Source organism: Sanguibacter sp. Leaf3 (genome assembly GCF_001425965.1).
In the GTDB taxonomy this organism is placed as follows: Bacteria; Actinomycetota; Actinomycetes; order Actinomycetales; family Cellulomonadaceae; genus Sanguibacter; species Sanguibacter inulinus.
This window is the reverse complement of the sequence record NZ_LMRH01000002.1, coordinates 126,272-142,963: the sequence shown is the minus strand read 5'-3', so window position 1 is coordinate 142,963 and position 16,692 is coordinate 126,272. Positions and strand designations below refer to the sequence as shown.

Genomic DNA, 16,692 nt, shown 5'->3' with positions numbered 1-16,692 from the left:
TCGATCCTGCCGCCCGGGACCTTCACCCACCACTGGCCCGTATGCTGACTTCCGATGAGATCAGGCCACGATCGGAGACCTCCTGTGCGCTTCGCCGTCTACGCCTTCGACGACATCACGATGTTTCACCTCGCAGTCCCCCAGATGGTCTTCGACGAGGTCACCCGGCAGGGCCTCGGCGACTGGTCGACCGTGCTGTTCTCCGAGCGCGCCGGCCGCGTGCGCACCGCCGAGGGCTACACGGTGTCCGGCATCGAGGGCATGCGCGCCGCGAGCGCGGCCGACGTGGTCGTCGTCCCCTCCTGGCTCGCCGACGGCCGCTCCCCCAGCCCGGTGCTCCTGCGGCTGCTCACCCAGGCCCATGCCCGCGGAGCCACAGTCGTCGGTCTGTGCCTCGGGTCGATGGTCGTCGCCGACTCCGGTCTCCTGGACGGCCGCAGCGCCGTCACGCACTGGCACGCCGTCGACCAGCTGGCCGCCCGGCACCCGGGCATCGCTGTCGACGCCGCGGCGCTCTACGTCGACCACGGCGACGTCCTCACCTCGGCCGGGACGGCCTCCGGGCTCGACGCCTGCCTCCATCTCGTGCGCACACGCCTGGGCGCGGCTGCAGCCAACACCGTCGCGCGGTCCCTCGTCGTCGCCCCGCACCGCGAGGGCGGGCAGTCCCAGTACATCGAACGGCCCGTCGCACCGCGCGCGGCGCCAGACCCTGTCGCGGCAGCCTGCGAGTGGGCGCTCGAGCACCTCGACGACGACCTGAGCGTCGACAACCTCGCCGCGGTCGCCCACATGAGCCGGCGCTCTTTCGTGCGGGTCTTCCGCGCCTCGACGGGCACGGCCCCGGCGGCCTGGGTCCGCTCGCGGCGTCTCGACGAGGCCCGCAGGCTCCTCGAGACGACGGACCTCGCGGTCGAGCGGGTCGCCGCGGCGTGCGGGTTCGGCAGCACTGTCACGCTCCGGCAGAACTTCGCGAGCGCCTTCGGCAGCACCCCGACCGGGTACCGCCGCCGCTTCGACGCCCGCGTGTAGCCGCCGGGACCGTCGAGCCGACGGGGTGCCCTCGACTCCCTGTCTCCAGGGGCGGTGACCAAGGGACGGTGGCGCAGAGCCTGGCTATCATCGGCCTGACGAGCGGCGACGAGCAGCGACGAGCAGCGACGGGGGCGGCATGGAGCAGGAGACGTCAGGACCCGTCCCACCCTCTGGCCTGCACGGGATCTTCGAGGGCGTCCTCTATCCGCTGCGGTTCCACAAGGGTGGCTGGGCCTTCAGGTCGGACCACCCGGCCGCGGGCTTCACGGCAGACGGCGACGTGCTCGTCCGGATGATCGCGGCAGACGACCACGTCGAGTGCTTCGGCTTCAGGCACACCGGGACGTACAGGGGTCTCGAGGTCGCCGTGCTGCCGCGCCCCGACGGCGACCTCGTGCTGGTCTCGACCGACAGGTCGGCGACCGAGCAGGGCTTCACGGCTCACGAGCTCCGACGCGGTGGCACGGACTGGCGCACGACCGTCCGAGCCGGGGACCCGGGTCTGCGCGTGACGAGCGTGCGCAGACCGCTGCCCGTACCGTGGGCCGACCACCCCGAAGAGGTCCTCCCACCCCGCGGCGGCGACCGGTCTGCAGCTGCTCCAGGAGCACGCCCGGACGGTCCCGCCCGCGGCCTGAGCCCCTCGGCGTTCCGGAAGAACGGTCTGTACGCACAGCGCGGGAGCGCCGAGTACAGGCTCGTGCGCCAGAGGGACGGATGGGTGCTGCACACAGACCGCCCCGAGGACGGCTTCACCCGTCGGCACGACCGCTACGTCCGGGCTGTCGCACCGGGCGAGCAGCTCGAGTGCTTCACCCTCGCCCACACGGGGGTCTTCCACGGGCTGGTCGTCCGCGTCGACCCCGGGAACGCCAGACTCGTCCAGCTCTCGACCCGCGACCGCCGTGCCCTCGAGGACGGGTTCATCCCCTTCGGCTTCGAGCGTCGGGAGATCCAGGAGTACGTGCGGACCGTCGCGGTCGACGACCCCGGCCTGAGCATCACGACCACCAGGACCCCGGTGCCCGCCCCGTGGATGCAGGAGGCTCCGCGATCAGCGCGGACCACGCCGCCGCCCAGCTGGGGAGCCTTCACCCACGCTCTTGCCGAGACCTTCCGTGACGTCTCCGACCGCACCTACCTCGTCGTCATGTCGGCGGCGGACCCCAGACGGTACGTCCAGGTCGCCGGCGGACCCAGCCTGCTGCACGCCGAGGCCCCCGGGACCGACGTGGTCGCCGACGCCGACGAGGACGCCCTGCACGCCGCGGACTGGGGCCCGCCCGGACCTGCGCAGCCGAGCTGGACGTGGGAGCTCGAGCAGCCAGCCGCGGGCGCCGACCTCACGGCCCTCGCCGAGCGCTGCGTCAAGGCGCTGCGCCACGCCTACGGCATCAGCGGTCCGATCGCGCTCGTGTACCGAGCCTGGCGCGACCCGGAGACCATGCTCCCCGGGGAGACGTGGTCGGCCGAGCGCATGGAGACCTACGACCGGGGTTCGAGCGCGCTCGCGCTGCCCTCCCTCGGCCTTCCGGCTGTCTGACCGGGCAGCAGCCCACCACGAATAGTTCGAGGGTTGACGGTTAGATCTCTAACTACTATTTTCATGAGCATGGACCCCGACGAGAACCGCTTCGACCGCAGCCTCGAGCTGATCCGCTGGATCGGCCTGGCGCAGCGCAAGGCGGCTGAAGAATGGATCCGCGAGCGCGACCTCAGCCATCCGCAGGGGTTCGTGCTCGGTCATCTCGCACGGTCCCCCGGGGCCATCCAGCGGGACATCGCCGCGGTCAGCCGCACGAGCGCGGCGAGCGTGTCGAGCCTGCTCCAGGGTCTCGAGCGCCGCGGTCTGGTCGAGCGCCGCTCAGAAGACGGCGACGAGCGTCGCAAGCGCGTCTACGTCACCCCAGCCGGTGAAGATCTCATCGCTGGTTTCGACGAGGCCCTGCTCGCGGCCGACGAGAAGATCTTGGCGCCGCTCGACGAGGACGAACGAACGACCCTGCACACCCTGCTGACCAAGATCACTGCCGAGCTGCCGCGCCCCACGCGCGACTGACCCCGCGGCTCTCCTAGGGCGACCGTCCTGACGGACGAGGTCGACCCTCTCTCCGGCGCGCCCTGATCCCTCGGGAGGGCGAGCCGCCGACTCACCGACCCCACATGCATCTTCGCCGCGCCGGCGCTCGTCGGCGTGCGCTCGAGCCTGCCCAGGAAGAGGCCTCTCATGAGCACCGACACCCCCACCAGCAACCGCTGGTACCTCTCGACAGCACCGGTCCTGCGTGCACTCGTGCACCTGTGCATCCCCATGGCGGCGGCGATGATCGTCAGCGCCGTCTACAACGTCGTCAACGCCGGGTTCATCGGCTCCCTGCACGACAGCGCCCTCCTCGCCGCCGTGACGCTCGGCGCCCCTGTCCTCGCACTCGTCATGGCCGTCGGCGGCGTCTTCGGCGTCGGCGGCGGAGCCCTCGTCTCGCGGCTCCTCGGGGCCGCAGAGCACGACCCGGCGAGCGCGCAGCAGATCAAGCACGTCTCGTCCTTCGCCGTCTGGGGAGCCGTCCTGACCGGGGCGGTGGTCGGTGGTCTCGGCCTGCTGCTCCTCGACCCGCTCGTCACGCTGCTCGGCGCGGACGCCACGGCCGCCCCCGCGACCCGGGCCTTCGTCGGGGTGATGCTCGCCTTCGTGCCGGTCCTCACAGCGGCCTTCTGCCTCGAACAGCTCGTCAGGGCCGAGGGCGCAGCCCGCCAGGTGATGACAGGGCTGATCCTGTCGACGCTCCTCAACGTCGTGCTCGACGTCCTCTTCATCCTCGTGCTCGACCTCGGGGTCGGCGGCGCGGCGCTCGCGACAGGCCTGTCCAACCTCGGGCTCGTCGGGTACCTCGGCCTCTGGCTGCACAGGAACAGCGAGCACACGAGCCTCGCCCCGCGCTGGTTCACGCTCTCCCCCGCAGTGCTCCGCCCGGTCTTCGGCGTCGGGGTCAGCGAGCTGTTCCAGGCGTCCTTCCTCGTGGTCACGGCCCTGGTCCTCAACAACCTCGCCTCGGCCTACGGTGACGACGCCCTCGCCGCGATGGGTGTCGCCGTGCGCATCGCGCAGGTCCCGGAGTTCCTGGTGATGGGCGTGACCCTCGGTGTGCTGCCGCTCTTCGCCTACGCCTACGGCAAGGGCGACCGCGAGCGCCTCAGGTCGGCCGTGCGAGTCTCCGCGCTGACCGTCGGCGGGCTCGTGCTCGTCGCCGCGACGGTGGCCCTCCTGCTGCGCGAGCAGCTCGTCTCCGTCTTCACCGCCGACAGGGCGGTCCTCGCGATCGGTGTCACGGTCCTCACGGCCCAGGTGGTCGCGATGATCGTCAACGGCTTCACGGGGCTGCTCACCTCGCTGTTCCAGGCGACCGGGCGGGCAGTCCCGGCGATCGTCATGTCGACGTCGCAGGGCGTGCTGTTCATCCCCGTCGTCCTGCTCGGCAACCTGTGGTTCGGGCTGCCGGGGATCATCTGGTCGCTGACGGTGTCGGAGGGGATGGTCCTCGTGCTGGGCGTCGTGCTCTGGGTGGCTTACCGCAGGTCGATCGACCGAGGCCTCGCCGAGGGCAGCGAAGAGCGCGCCGAGGCCGCGCTCGAGCAGGCCGAGGCGTAGCCGGGAACCTCCCAGCACGCACCCCCGGAGACCTCTGGCACGCGGGTTCCTGGGCCCCAGGGCGCAGGAACCCGCGTCGTCTTCGGCTCGTCCCCAGCATGCCTGCGCGGCCCAGGCCGCGGGATGTGCCACTCTTCCGGTGTGGAGAACTTCCCGGGGGCCCAGAGTCTCGAGGCGCGCGCCGAGCAGATGGTCGCGCTGTTCGGCTCGTCGGCCGTCGGTGTCGCGACGGGGTCCGTCGACAAGGTCCTCGAGGCCAACGACGAGATGCTCCGCATCTTCGGTCGCACCCGGGACGACCTCGCCGCAGGGCTCTCCTGGATGGACGCTGGCCGTCCGGCCGACGCCGAGCGCGACGCCGCGGCCTTCGAGCACCTGCGCCAGGACGGCAGCACTGTCGTCGTCAAAGAGCTCTTGCGCCCCGACGGCGTCGGCGTCCCGACGCTCGCCGTCCTCGTCGCGACAGGCCGCGGCCCGCTCCGGTGGGTCGCCGTCGTCGTCGACCTGTCGGGTGACGAGCGCCTCAAGCACCTGGCCTGGTCCGAGGCCGCGATCGTCTCGACCCTCCTCGAGGACGCCCCCGTCGGCTTCGCCTTCATCGGCACTGACCTGCGCTTCGTCCGGGTCAACCGCGAGCTCGCCGCGATGAACGGCTTCACGGTCGCCGAGCACGACGGCGCGCACGTCTTCGAGCTCCTGCCCGACCTCCGCGAGGGCGCCGAACCGCTCCTGCGCTCGGTCCTCGCGGGTGGCGAGCCCATCCGGGACGCCGAGATCGTCGGGTCCACCCCCGCCGATCCCGGCGTGGTCCACACCTGGCTCGAGTCGTTCTTCCCGGTCCGCACAGGCGACGGGCCCGTCCTCGGGGTCGCGGCCATCGCCCGTGACGTCAGCCGCCTGCGTGCGCTCCAGGACGAGCTCGCCGCCACGACGCTCAGGCTCAGCCGCGCCCTCCACGAGATGCAGGACACGCTCCAGCCGACGGTCCTGCCCTCGGCCGCCGGGTACACGGTGACGATCCGGCACCTGCCCGCCGACTCCGAGGTCGGTCTCGGCGGAGACTGGTACGACGTGACCCGCACGGCTCACGGTCAGCTCGTGGCGAGCATCGGTGACGTCGTCGGGCACGGCGTGGAGGCGATCGGTGCGATGGCTCGCGCCAGCTCGGCGCTGCGCGCCTACGTCCACGAGGGGCACTCCCCCGACCACGCGCTGGCCCACCTGGACAGGCTGCTCGGCGCCACCCGCGAGGCGATGGCCACTGCGGCCGTCGTGAGCGTCTCGGTCGAGGACGGCCTGGTCAGGTATGCGCGCGCCGGTCACCCCTACCCCTTGGTCCTCAGCCCTGACGGGACCGTCCGCACCCTCCGCGACGCCCGCGGCCCCATGCTCGGCGCCCTGCCCGACGCGACCTACAACCCTGCCGAGGTGGTACTCGAGCCCGGGCAGACCCTCTTGCTGCACACCGACGGACTCGTCGAGCGCCGCGGCGAAGACCCGGCCACGAGCGCCCGGCGGCTCGCCGACGCCCTCACCGAGGGTGCGTCCCTCGGCGTCGAGGCTCTCGCCGACCTCGTGCTCGAGCGGTGCGTGGAGCCCGGTCTGCGCCGCGACGACGCCTGCCTGCTGGTCGTCCGGCGCGACCCGGTCTAGCGTCGCCCGGCCGACGCCGCGACGAGGGCCGCCCTGACGAGTGCAGCGTCCACGAGCTGCGCCAGTCTCGGGCACACTGGTGAGGGCTCACCTCTCGCAGCCCACACCCCATCACGAAGGACGAGGACCCTCATGTGCCAGCCGGTGACGTGCGCACGCTGCGGCAAGACCACCTGGGCCGGGTGCGGCCTCCACGTCGACGAGGTCATGGAGCACGTCGCACAGGCTGACAGGTGCCCCGGGCACGACGAGCCCGGGGCCGGGCCCTCCGCGAGCGCCTGACCCGGACGGCACCCGCGTGAGCACCCCGGAGCACGACCGCGAGTCCCACCAGGGCGGTGCTCGCCTCGACCGCGCCACCCCTCTCCTGCCTGAAGAACAGGTCGGCGACGACCGCAGACGTGACGCGGCAGGACCTTCCGTCGGGGTCGTCGTCACAGCCTTCGACCAGGGACGGCAGATCTGCGAGGCTGTCGACTCGATCCTCGCCCAGACCCACACGGTCAGCGAGGTCGTGGTCGTCGACGACGGGTCGACCGACCGCGAGAGCGTCGCCGCCCTCGACGATCTCGGCGCGCAGGTGCACAGCTCGCCGAGGGTCCGGGTCCTGCGCCAGGCGAACTCCGGCGTGTCAGCCGCCCGCAACGCGGGTGTCGCAACGCTGAGCACCGAGCTCGTCGCCGTGCTCGACGGAGACGACCTGTGGGAGCCCACCTTCGTCGCGTCGACCCTCGCCGCGCTGGTCCAGGACCACGACGTCGTCGCCGCCTCGTCCTGGCTCTCGATGTTCGGGGTCGCCGCAGGGGTCGTCGAGCCTGCAGGCGGCTCCGTCGAGGCCTTCCTGCCCAGGAACGCCGCGCCGGCTTCCCTCCTGCTCCGCCGCGAGGACTGGCAGCGGGCCGGCGGGTACGACGAGACGATGACCCAGGGCTTCGAAGACTGGGACTTCTACCTCAGGCTGCTGCGCCGACCCGGCACCCGGGTCGAGGTCGTCCGCGAGCCGCTGCTGCGCTACCGCACCCACCCGACCTCCGCGAACGTGCGCAGCATGGAGGCACGCGTCGCCCGCTACGCCCAGGTGGTCGCGAACCACCGGGACACCTTCGCCGCGCACCTCGAGGCGGTGCTCCTCGGGCTCGAGGCGATCTCGACGGCGCGGCTCGCCGCGTGGGAAGACCTCGTGGTCGCCGACCCGTCCGCAGAGGTCGGCCCGGTGACCTTCGGTGACGGCGGCATGGCGTCTGCCGTCCGGATCGCGACGGCACGCGCGCGCACGACCTCCTGACCATGCTCGGTCGTGCTGCCCGGTCGTGCCACGCCCGAGCGTGCCGCGCTCGACCCCATGACCAGACCCGCAGGTCGTGGCGTCGCAGCCCTCGTCCTCGACTATGCTTGGTCACCGGTCAGGCAGTGGCCGTCAGAGTGAGAAGTCTGAGGAGCACTGTCATGCACGCCCGTCCGACCAGCAGGCGCGAGTCGCCGGACGCACCCCCCAGCACCGAGGGTCCCGTCGAGGTCCCAGCGGTCCCAGCGGCCCCAGAGACCGACCGTCAGCTCGCCGGCACGTTCCGGCTCGAGCTCCCCGCCGAGCGGTGGACGTGGTCGGACGAGGTCTACCTCATGCACGGCTTCGACCCGGGCGACGTCGTCCCGTCGACCGATCTCATCGTCTCGCACAAGCACCCCGAGGACTCAGCGCACCTTGTGGGACTGCTGCGCGAGGCCGCAGCGGGCCCCACTCCCTTCAGCTGCGTCTACAGGATGCTCGACGCCCGTGGCTCGAACCGCGTGCTGGGCATCGTCGGGAGCGGGCGGCGCGAGGGCGGCACCGACGAGGGCGGCCACGGTACGACGACGCTCGAGGGCTACTTCGTCGACCTCACCGACAGCTACCGCGAGGCCGTCCAGCGCGAGGCGACGGCGTCGATCCTCGCCTCGTCGTTGAGCCGGTCGACGATCGAGCAGGCCAAGGGCATCGTCATGGCCGCGCTCGGGGTCTCGGGCGACGAGGCCTTCGCGGTGCTGCGACGGTTCTCCAACGACTCCAATACCCCGCTGCGAGAGGTCGCCGACCACCTCGTCTCCGGGTTCCTCACGACCCCCTCGGTCCCGCTGCTCGACGACGTACGCAAGCACCTCGCCCGGGTCGACCCCAGGCGGGAGCTCGCGACGCCCGCGGGCGACCCCGACGTCTGACCGTGTCCCGGTGGTCTGTGGCGCTCTGAGCAGCACAGACACCGTCCAGCACGGCCGGGCCGCTCGCGGTGCGCCCGCGCGCGCGGGCGTGTAGCGTCAGAGCACGGGTCTAGCAGGCGGCTCGGACACCACCCTCACCGGAGGTCCGCCGTCATGCCTGTCGCCATGAACGAGTCCACCCAGCAGAACGCCCTCCAGCAAGGCCTCGCCGTCGGTTGCCGGGCCCTCGGCATCACCGAGATCACCGCAGACTGGGACAGCGTCAAGCAGTCCTTCAGGCGCGCGTGGCTCACCTGGGACCAGGCGCACACCATGCCCGCGATCCGTCACGACCTGGTCCACAGCTCCATCCGGCCGGCCCTCGTCAGGAGCAAGACCCGCCCGGGCAGCCTCATCGCCTCGTGGAGCTGCGAGGGGGCCTTGCGCCCCCTCGTCCGTGAGGACATCGCCCCGGGGGCGCTGCCCGACCTCCTGGCCCTGGTGACCGCCATCAGCCTCGAGGACTGGATCGAGCTGACCCGTTCGCTCGTCGCAGGCCTGGACGACCACGACGTCGTCCACGAGGACTACTCCCGGCAGGCGACGTCCGGCACGCCAGAACCGGCGATCTGACGAGCTCCCACCCGGAGGCGGCGCCGTCAGCTCTTCTCTGGTGCGGAGCCGCCGGGGGCGCTCGAGGACGTGTCGATGCCCGGGATGCGGCGCGTCGCGACGATCTGCTGCGCGACGTCGGCGAGCTTGGTGTTGGAGTCCTGAGAGATCCGGCTGAGCACCGAGAAGGCGTTGGGCGCGGAGAGCCCGTAACGCTCCATGATCACGCCCTGAGCCTGGCCGATGAGCGTGCGGCTCGCGACGGCCGACTCGAGCTGTTCTTCGGTCTGGGCCGCCTGGAGAGCTGCCGCGGCGACAGCGGCGAAGGTCCCCGCGAGCGCCTGGTCGGCGGCGCTGAAGGCACCTGGCTCCGTGGCGTAGAGGTTGAGCGCGCCGTGCTTGGTCTCGGTCGTGTAGAGCTGGAGGCAGAGCATGCTCCGCACCCCGAGACGCTCGGAGACGGCTGGTCCCCAGCGAGGCCAGCGTGAGTCGGCGACGACGTCGTCGGTCCGCACGACCTCTTCCGACCGCACGGCGTCGAGGCAAGGGCCCTCGTCGAGCTCGTACTGCATCTCGTCTCCGAGGCGGACCGCCTGGTCGGTCGCGGCGGCCGTGGTGATCTCGCGCCGGGTGATGAGCGAGATCCCCGCTGCGGCGCACCCGGGGACCATGCTCACGGCGAGCTCGACGATCCCGTCGAGCGTCTCCTGGACGCTCGGCTCGACCGCGAGCAACCTCGCGGCGGCGGCCACCCGGTCCGGGAGATCCACGTCGCCAGAGGTGGCTCGGTCGAAGGTGTCGTCGAGGCTCGTCGCGTCGGAGACTCTCTGGTCCTGGGTGCTCATCGGGATCCTCTCTGGCTGGCCGTCCCGGTGCACGTGCCTGGGCCACCGGAGGCCTGCGCCGGGACGGGACGTCCGTCGGACCAGCGCGAGTCTGCCCACGATACCGTCCCCGCAGCACCCCTTCCAAGAGACCGCCGTCCGGGTCCTCAGTCCCGCCGCTGCGCCTCACGGAGCACGGCGTCCGCGACCTCGCCGAGAGAGCGCGTCGCGGCCCGCTCGACGAGGGCGTCGTAGGCGGCGTCCATGTCGAGGTGCTCGGTCTGCGCGAGGACGCCCTTCGCCTGCTCGATACGCACCCTGACCTCGAGAGCCTCGCGGATCCTCGCGTGGATCGCGCTCGTCTCCCCCAGGCCCGGCCGGGCGATCGCGACCGTCGCGAGGTCGGCGAGGCTGTGGGCGACGGAGAGGTCTTCCTCGCTCCACGGGTCCTGCCCGCGGCCGAAGAGGTTGAGACCGCCGATCGCGTCCCCCCGCCAGGCGAGCGGGATGGCGTGCACGGACCTGAAGCCCGCCGCGACCACGGCCGCCCCGACCTCGGGCCACCGTCCGACGATCTCGTCTTCACCGACCGCCGTCACTGCCGTGCCCAGCTCGATGGTGTCGACGCACGGTCCGCTCTCGTGCATGGCCTGGTAGATCTCGAGCTGGGTCGCCGTGTGCGACGTCGCCGTGAGCAGCTGCAGCCCTGTCGACTGCTCGCTGACCAAGATCGCTGCAGCGTCGACCGGCAGCACGCGCAGGCACTCCTGCGTGAGCCTGGAGACCACGTCGGTGATCTCACGGTCCTGGACCAGGAGCGCCGTCATCTCGGCGAGCACCCCTGCCGATGTCGGTGCACTCATGATCGCTCTCTTCCTGTGCTGTCGTCGTCAGAGGCAAAGTTGAGCCGTCGTGAGACCAGGTCGTCGGAGACCGCCTCGATCGTGGTCCCCTGAGCGTAGGCCCTGGCCCTGATGAGGGTGAGCGCGTCCTCCGGCGACACCCGGAGCTGCGCGACCACCATCCCCGTCGCCTGGTGGACCCGCGCCCTGGCAGGCCAGGCCACGAGGTCGGTCGGGTCTGCGTCCATCGACTGCAGGAGCGCCGCCCCGACGATGTCGGCGAGGGTCTGGGCGTCCTCGGGCGGCCTGCTGAGCGCCCGGCGGCGCGAGGTGTACACGGCCAGGACACCGAGGACCTCGCCGGCCACCCGCATCGGGTACGCCGAGATGGTCACGTCTCCGGCGGCCTGACGGAGCTCGTCCATCACCAGGGACGGGGCGGCCGAGGCCGTGACGACGCTGACCTCGGCCAGGTTCGCCGTCTCCCGGGCGCTGCGGGTAGGACCTGCGTCGAAGATCTCCTGGACCGACTCGATCCTGCGCGCCACGGTATTGCTCGCAGCGAGCGGGAAGGCCGGCATGGAATCGGGCGTGAGGACGATCGACCCGCCGTCGGCCGAGAGCATCATGACCGCGGCGCGGCACAGCCTCACCGGCAGGGAGTCAGAGGGCGGGACCTGCGACATGTGCGTCGCGAGCTCGGCGAGGATGCTCACATCGTCCACTGGTGCCTCCACAGCGCCTGCCGGCCCGGTCTGTGCGCCGCGACCTGGCGCAGCGCACCGTGGGTCGCAGGACGCGCTCACCTCAGGAGGGTATCCCAGCGGGGCCTCTTCCTCGGGGCACTCCCGTGGATGCAGGCTCGAGTTCCTCGAGATGGGCTACGCCTCGGCGATGGCGTGGCGGCTGTTCCTCACCATCATCGCCGTGACCGCTGTCCAGCTCGTCGTGGCCAAGCGCCTCGTCCACTACCAGGGAGAGCGATGACCACCCCAGCGCTAGGCGACAGGTCCGGCGCCGACCAGCCGCCGGGGCAGGGCACCGGCGCAGCAGTCGTCGGCGCTCCTCCCCAGGCTCCGGTCCTCCCGCCGGCAGGGGCATCCCGCGAGCGCTCACGCCGATGCACCGGACGGATCGCGCAGCGCACCGCCGCGGTCCGACGTCTTCGACAACAGGCTGACGGGCTCGAAGGGCTGACCCGCCGCGGACGGCGGCTGCTCGGACTCGAGGCCGCCGTCCAGTCAACGGGTGCGGAGCCCCCCGTCAGCGGGGACGGAGCTCCCGCGGTCCTGACCAGATGTCGGCCATGCTCCAGGCGTCGATGCTGCTCACCTGCGCTGCCGGGCTGCTCCGGAGGACGAGGCCGTCGGCGCCCGGGTCTTCGGGGTACGAGCGGGCTGTGAGGGCACGCCCGTTCGCGAAGACCTCGATCGCCGAGCGGTCGACGAGGACCCGGAGGGTCACCGCACCGTCCTCGTGCGGGACCGGCCCGCTGCGAGGGGTGGCGTCGACCTCGGGGTCGAGGCTCGCCGCCGACCTGTCGAGCACCAGGTCGAGGTCGAGGTCGGGGTCCTGCGGCCTGTCGAAGCGGACGACGGTCTGCTCCCCCGACTCCTCGGAGACCAGCACCGCGAGCTCGACCCACGCACCGGGCGCGAGCGTCGCCGTGAGGACGAGGTCGCACTGCCGCCCGTCGACCCGGGTCGGGTCGAGCACTGTCGTCCCTGGGCGCGGCTCGACGACCACGTGGTCTCGGCGGAGCGCCTCGACCTCGCGGACGGGCGCGGAGACGAGCTCGCCGTCCGCCCCCGCGCTGACGTCGCGCGGCAGGGACATGACACCGGACCACCCGGCTGCGGCGGCCGCGTCGTCGCTGCGTCCCTCCTGGAGCCACCCGAACATCACCCGGCGGCCGTGGTCGTCCGTGGTGGACTGCGGCGCGTAGAAGTACCGGCCTCCGTAGTCGAGGCGTCGCAGCGCCGCCGGGGTGAAGGTGTCGCCCTCGTAGCGGCCGAGGAGGTAGAGCGGGTGGTGGGTCACTCCCTCGTCCCAGGCGGAGAAGACGAGCGCGTGCCCCCGCTCCGGCGGGAGCTCGGCGCGACCGGCCGGGACCTCGAAGAGGTCGACGCACTCCCACATCGTGCCCGTCCAGTCAGGTGCCCCGGGTGCTGGGTCGGAAGCGTCGCCGACCACCAGCGGGCCGACGTAGCGCCAGCTGCGCAGGTCGTCGGACTCGTAGAGCAGGGCGGTCCCGCCCTGCCCCCGCAGCCCCGAGCCGATGAGCTGTCGCCAGCGGCCGTCTTCGCGCCAGACCGAGTGGTCGCGGAAGGCGACGGTGTCGAGGTCCGCGGGCGGACCGGCGATCACGGGGTTGGCAGGATCTTTGGTCCAGGTCCGCAGGTCGGCGGACCCGACGGCGATCGCGGCGGACTCGCTCTCGCCGCGGCGCGCGGAGTAGACGATCGTCGGCACGCCGTCGTCGTCGACGAGCACACCGGACCAGCAGCCGTCGGAGTCGGGCGCGTCGGGGCCGCCCGGCTCGAGGGCGATGGGCGCGTCCTCCCACGTGACGAGGTCGGTGCTCGTCGCGTGCCCCCAGTGGATGCGGTGGTGCCGCGCCTCGACAGGGTTGTACTGGTAGAAGAGGTGGTAGACGCCGTCCCGCTGGCTCACGCCGTTGGCGTCGTTGAGCCAGCCTGCCGGCGACGTGAAGTGGAATCGGGGGCGGTGCCTGTCGGACTCGGCACGGGTGACGAGGTCTGCGCCGCTCAGGGCGATGGTCTCGGACAGCTCGGGGCTCCAGGGGGTGTCGTGGTGGTCTTCGTCGTGGTGACCGGTCTCGGCCTGCAGAGGCGGCGCGGGCGCTGAGGCCCGCAGCCCTGGAGGCGCTAGAGGTGCTGGGGGCGCAAGTGTGGCGGCGGGTGCGGGCGGTCTCATGCCAGACCGTCGACCGGCTCGGCCACCCAGTGCTGCGACGTCGCGTCGACGGTGCGTCGCACGACGGCGCGCGGTGCGTGCTCGGGGCCGAGCCACCGCTCGACCTCGCGTCGCATCTCGGCGCGGCGCACCGGGTCGTAAGACCCGCTGCGCTCCGGGTCTGGCACGGCGGAGAGCAGCAGCTGCGTGTAGGGGTGCACGGGGTCGCCGAGCAGCGCGAGCGACTCTCCGCCCTCGACCGCCCGTCCGCGGTACATGACCACGGTGCGGTCTGCGAGGTACCGCGCCGAGGCGAGGTCGTGGGTCACGTAGAGGATCGACACCCCGGTCTCGTCGCGCAGCCGGCCCAGCAGGTTGAGGATCCCGATGCGCACCGAGACGTCGAGCATCGACGTCGGCTCGTCCGCGAGGATCAGCTGTGGCTCGGCCCCGAGGGCGCGGGCGATCGAGACCCGTTGACGCTGCCCACCCGAGAGCTCGTGCGGGAACCTGTCGAGGTAGCTCGCGTCCAGGCCGACTGTCTCGAGCAGCTCAGCCGCGCGGGCCCGGGGGTCGCGCCGGGCCTCGGGCGAGCCGTGCAGCTCGACCGAGCGCGTGACGACGTACTCGATGCGGTGCACGGGGTTGAGCGAGCCGAAGGGGTCCTGGAACACCATCTGCACGCGCCCGCGGTAGGCCCGCGAGGCGCGTCGTCGCTCGGTCCGCAGCACGTCCTCGCCGTCGACCACGATGCGCCCAGACTCAGGGGCCTCGAGACGGGCGACGCACCGGGCGAGGGTGCTCTTGCCGCTGCCAGACTCCCCGACGAGCGCGACGATCTCGCCCGTGCCGATGTCGAGGTCGACGCTGTCGAGGGCTCGGACCTTGCGGCGCGAGAGCATGCCCCCGACGGTGAAGGTCTTGCTGAGCCCCTCGACGCGCAGCGCGGACTCCGCGGTCGGTGTGGTCTTCTCGGTCGTCGCGCTCATCGAAGTGCCTCCTCGGTCTGGTGCGTCGGTCCGCTGTCGGCGTCGAGCGCGACCCAGCGCCCGGGCCGCACCTCGCGGAGGTCCGGGACGTGGTCGAAGCGGACGCCCTCCGCGAGACCCGTCAGCGGGACCCGAGGTCCGCTGATCGGCGGGAAGGCGTTCATCAGCGCGTCGGTGTACGGGTGCAGCGGGTCCCGGAAGATCTCGCCGGCCGGGGCGCGCTCCACGATCCGCCCGCCGTGCATGACGCCGATGCGCTGGGAGAGCTCGATCATGAGCGACATGTCGTGCGTGATGAACAGGACGGCGAAGCCGAGCTCTTCCTGGAGACCGCGGATCTGCGCCATGATCTCCTGCTGGACCACGACGTCGAGGGCTGTGGTCGGCTCGTCGAGGATGAGCAGCGAGGGGGTGAGCGCGCAGGCCATCGCGATCACGACTCGCTGCCGCATGCCCCCCGAGAGCTGGTGCGGGTAGGACCTCAGCCGGCCCCGGTCGATGCCGACCATCTCGAGCAGACCGCCCGCCCGCCGCAGGGCGTCGCGCTTGCTGCTCCGTTCGTGGGTGGTGAACACGTCGGCCAGCTGGTCCCCGACGGTCATCACGGGGTTGAGGGAGTTCATGGCGCTCTGGAACACCATGGCGACCTCGCGCCAGCGGAACCTGCGCAGCTCCTCGGCCGACATCGCGAGGACGTCGCGGCCACGGAACACCACCCGTCCGCCGTCGATCTCTGCGGGGGGCTTGAGCAGCCGCATGATCGCGTTGGCGACCGTGGACTTGCCGCAGCCCGACTCGCCGGCGAGGCCGAAGATCTCACCTTCGCCGATGGTCACGTCGACCCTGTCGACGGCCCGGACCGTGCGCTCGGCCGTGCGGTACGTCACCGAGAGGCCCTCGATCTCGAGGACTGGTGCGCTGCTCATCGTGCGGTTCCCTTCGTGCTCCCGGCTGCGCCGGTCTCGGTGACCGCCCCAGGCCCGGTGGCCGCAGCCGTCACGGGCGTGGGGTCTGTGGCCGACCGGCGGCGGGCCGGTGTCCGCAGGCGGGGGTTGGTGATCTCGTCGACCGCGTAGTTGACGAGGGCGAGCGCCAGGGCGACGAGCGCGATGCAGGCTCCCGAGGGCACGAAGACCCACCAGGCTCCCGAGAGCAGCGCTCCGTCGTTGCTGGCCCAGTAGAGGTTGGTGCCCCAGCTCACCGTCGAGCCGTCGCCGAGACCGAGGAACTCGATCCCGGCCTGCGCGCCGATCGCCCCGATGATGCAGGCGAGCAGACCGCTCATGACGATCGAGGCCATGTTCGGCAGGATCTCGCGGAACATGATGCGGGACGGCCGCTCCCCGGTGACCACGGCCGCCGCGACGAAGTCCTTGCCGCGGATCGAGAGCGCCTGCGAGCGCAGCACGCGGGCCGAGCCTGCCCACCCGGTGATGATGAGCACCACGACGACGGTCCCGATCCCCGAGGGCAGGAAGGCCGCGAGGATGACGAGCAGCGGCAGGCTCGGGATGAGCAGGAACACGTTGGTGAGCAAAGACAGCAGGCTGTCGGTCGTCCGGCCCGCGTAGGCGGCGAGCAGCCCGACGACGACCCCGATGAGGGTCGAGGCAGCACCGGCGACAAAGCCGACGAGCAGCGAGCTGCGTGCGCCCCACGCCGTGAGGGCGAGCACGTCCTGGCCCTTGGCCGTGGTGCCGAGCAGGTGCTCGGCGCTCGGCGGCAGCGACCCTGTCGCGGTGATGTGCATCGGGTCTCCGGGGAAGACGACGGGTGCGAGGAGCGCCGTCGCGACGAAGACGAGCAGGATGACCAGCCCGGCGAGCGCCTTGCGGCTGCGCAGCAGGTAGGCGAGCAGACGGCGTCCGCCACGGGCGCGCCGGGCGGCGCCCGAGCCGTCCTGGAGCGCGTCGGGGCTGGAGGCCCCGGGGCCGTCGGGGGCGGGGACTGCTGGGGCGGCGGCGCCGCCTGTCGAGAGAGCCATGGTGTCTCTTCCTTCA

General features: G+C 72.1%; 15 protein-coding genes. 8 read left to right on the top strand and 7 right to left on the bottom strand.

Translation table 11 applies throughout. From position 1 onward, the window contains the following. The first annotated feature begins 54 nt into the window (after positions 1–54). From ASG53_RS07995 to ASG53_RS07960, 8 genes are all read left to right on the top strand, one after another. Entirely contained in the window at positions 55–1,032 is a 978-nt protein-coding gene (locus ASG53_RS07995) for a GlxA family transcriptional regulator (protein ID WP_082543913.1), read from the top strand. Positions 1,033–1,171: 139 nt separating this feature from the next. Beyond that, the gene (locus ASG53_RS07990) at positions 1,172–2,578 is read left to right on the top strand and encodes a TY-Chap domain-containing protein (RefSeq protein ID WP_056131245.1); all 1,407 of its coding nucleotides are present in this window, start codon (positions 1,172–1,174) and stop codon (positions 2,576–2,578) included. A gap of 63 nt (positions 2,579–2,641) precedes the next feature. Then, positions 2,642–3,094 carry a MarR family winged helix-turn-helix transcriptional regulator gene (locus ASG53_RS07985; RefSeq protein WP_235533872.1) on the top strand — a complete coding sequence of 151 codons (453 nt, stop codon included), beginning with the start codon at positions 2,642–2,644 and terminating at the stop codon, positions 3,092–3,094. Positions 3,095–3,262: 168 nt separating this feature from the next. Further along, complete coding sequence (locus ASG53_RS07980) at positions 3,263–4,681, top strand: MATE family efflux transporter (RefSeq protein WP_056131239.1); 1,419 nt, start codon at positions 3,263–3,265, stop codon at positions 4,679–4,681. A gap of 141 nt (positions 4,682–4,822) precedes the next feature. Beyond that, positions 4,823–6,334 (top strand): SpoIIE family protein phosphatase, encoded by a 1,512-nt coding sequence (locus ASG53_RS07975; protein WP_056131237.1) that lies wholly within the window; start codon positions 4,823–4,825, stop codon positions 6,332–6,334. A gap of 298 nt (positions 6,335–6,632) precedes the next feature. Then, entirely contained in the window at positions 6,633–7,619 is a 987-nt protein-coding gene (locus ASG53_RS07970) for a glycosyltransferase family 2 protein (RefSeq protein ID WP_235533871.1), read from the top strand. Positions 7,620–7,780: 161 nt separating this feature from the next. After that, positions 7,781–8,530 (top strand): PAS and ANTAR domain-containing protein, encoded by a 750-nt coding sequence (locus tag ASG53_RS07965; RefSeq protein WP_056131234.1) that lies wholly within the window; start codon positions 7,781–7,783, stop codon positions 8,528–8,530. Between the two features lie 153 nt (positions 8,531–8,683). Continuing rightward, positions 8,684–9,142, top strand: coding sequence for a hypothetical protein (locus tag ASG53_RS07960; protein WP_056131230.1), 459 nt, complete (start codon positions 8,684–8,686; stop codon positions 9,140–9,142). A 26-nt stretch (positions 9,143–9,168) separates the two neighbouring features. On the opposite strand, the gene ASG53_RS07955 is transcribed toward ASG53_RS07960, so the two are convergent. The 7 genes from ASG53_RS07955 to ASG53_RS07925 form a co-directional block, all read right to left on the bottom strand. Beyond that, positions 9,169–9,966, bottom strand: a complete 798-nt coding sequence (locus tag ASG53_RS07955; protein WP_082543911.1) for a GAF and ANTAR domain-containing protein — start codon at positions 9,964–9,966, stop codon at positions 9,169–9,171. Positions 9,967–10,112: 146 nt separating this feature from the next. Next, positions 10,113–10,808 (bottom strand): GAF and ANTAR domain-containing protein, encoded by a 696-nt coding sequence (locus ASG53_RS07950; RefSeq protein WP_056131227.1) that lies wholly within the window; start codon positions 10,806–10,808, stop codon positions 10,113–10,115. Next, positions 10,805–11,512 carry an ANTAR domain-containing protein gene (locus tag ASG53_RS07945; RefSeq protein WP_056131223.1) on the bottom strand — a complete coding sequence of 236 codons (708 nt, stop codon included), beginning with the start codon at positions 11,510–11,512 and terminating at the stop codon, positions 10,805–10,807. The genes ASG53_RS07950 and ASG53_RS07945 overlap by 4 nt, the downstream gene beginning before the upstream one ends. 538 nt (positions 11,513–12,050) lie before the next feature. Next, entirely contained in the window at positions 12,051–13,724 is a 1,674-nt protein-coding gene (locus ASG53_RS07940) for a glycoside hydrolase family 32 protein (protein ID WP_082543910.1), read from the bottom strand. Next, positions 13,721–14,692: an ABC transporter ATP-binding protein gene (locus ASG53_RS07935; RefSeq protein WP_056131222.1), complete on the bottom strand. Its 972-nt coding sequence runs from the start codon at positions 14,690–14,692 to the stop codon at positions 13,721–13,723. The genes ASG53_RS07940 and ASG53_RS07935 overlap by 4 nt, the downstream gene beginning before the upstream one ends. Further along, the gene (locus ASG53_RS07930; protein ID WP_056131221.1) at positions 14,689–15,618 is read right to left on the bottom strand and encodes an ABC transporter ATP-binding protein; all 930 of its coding nucleotides are present in this window, start codon (positions 15,616–15,618) and stop codon (positions 14,689–14,691) included. The genes ASG53_RS07935 and ASG53_RS07930 overlap by 4 nt, the downstream gene beginning before the upstream one ends. Continuing rightward, the gene (locus ASG53_RS07925) at positions 15,615–16,676 is read right to left on the bottom strand and encodes an ABC transporter permease (RefSeq protein WP_082543909.1); all 1,062 of its coding nucleotides are present in this window, start codon (positions 16,674–16,676) and stop codon (positions 15,615–15,617) included. The genes ASG53_RS07930 and ASG53_RS07925 overlap by 4 nt, the downstream gene beginning before the upstream one ends. Between the last annotated feature and the right edge of the window lie 16 nt (positions 16,677–16,692).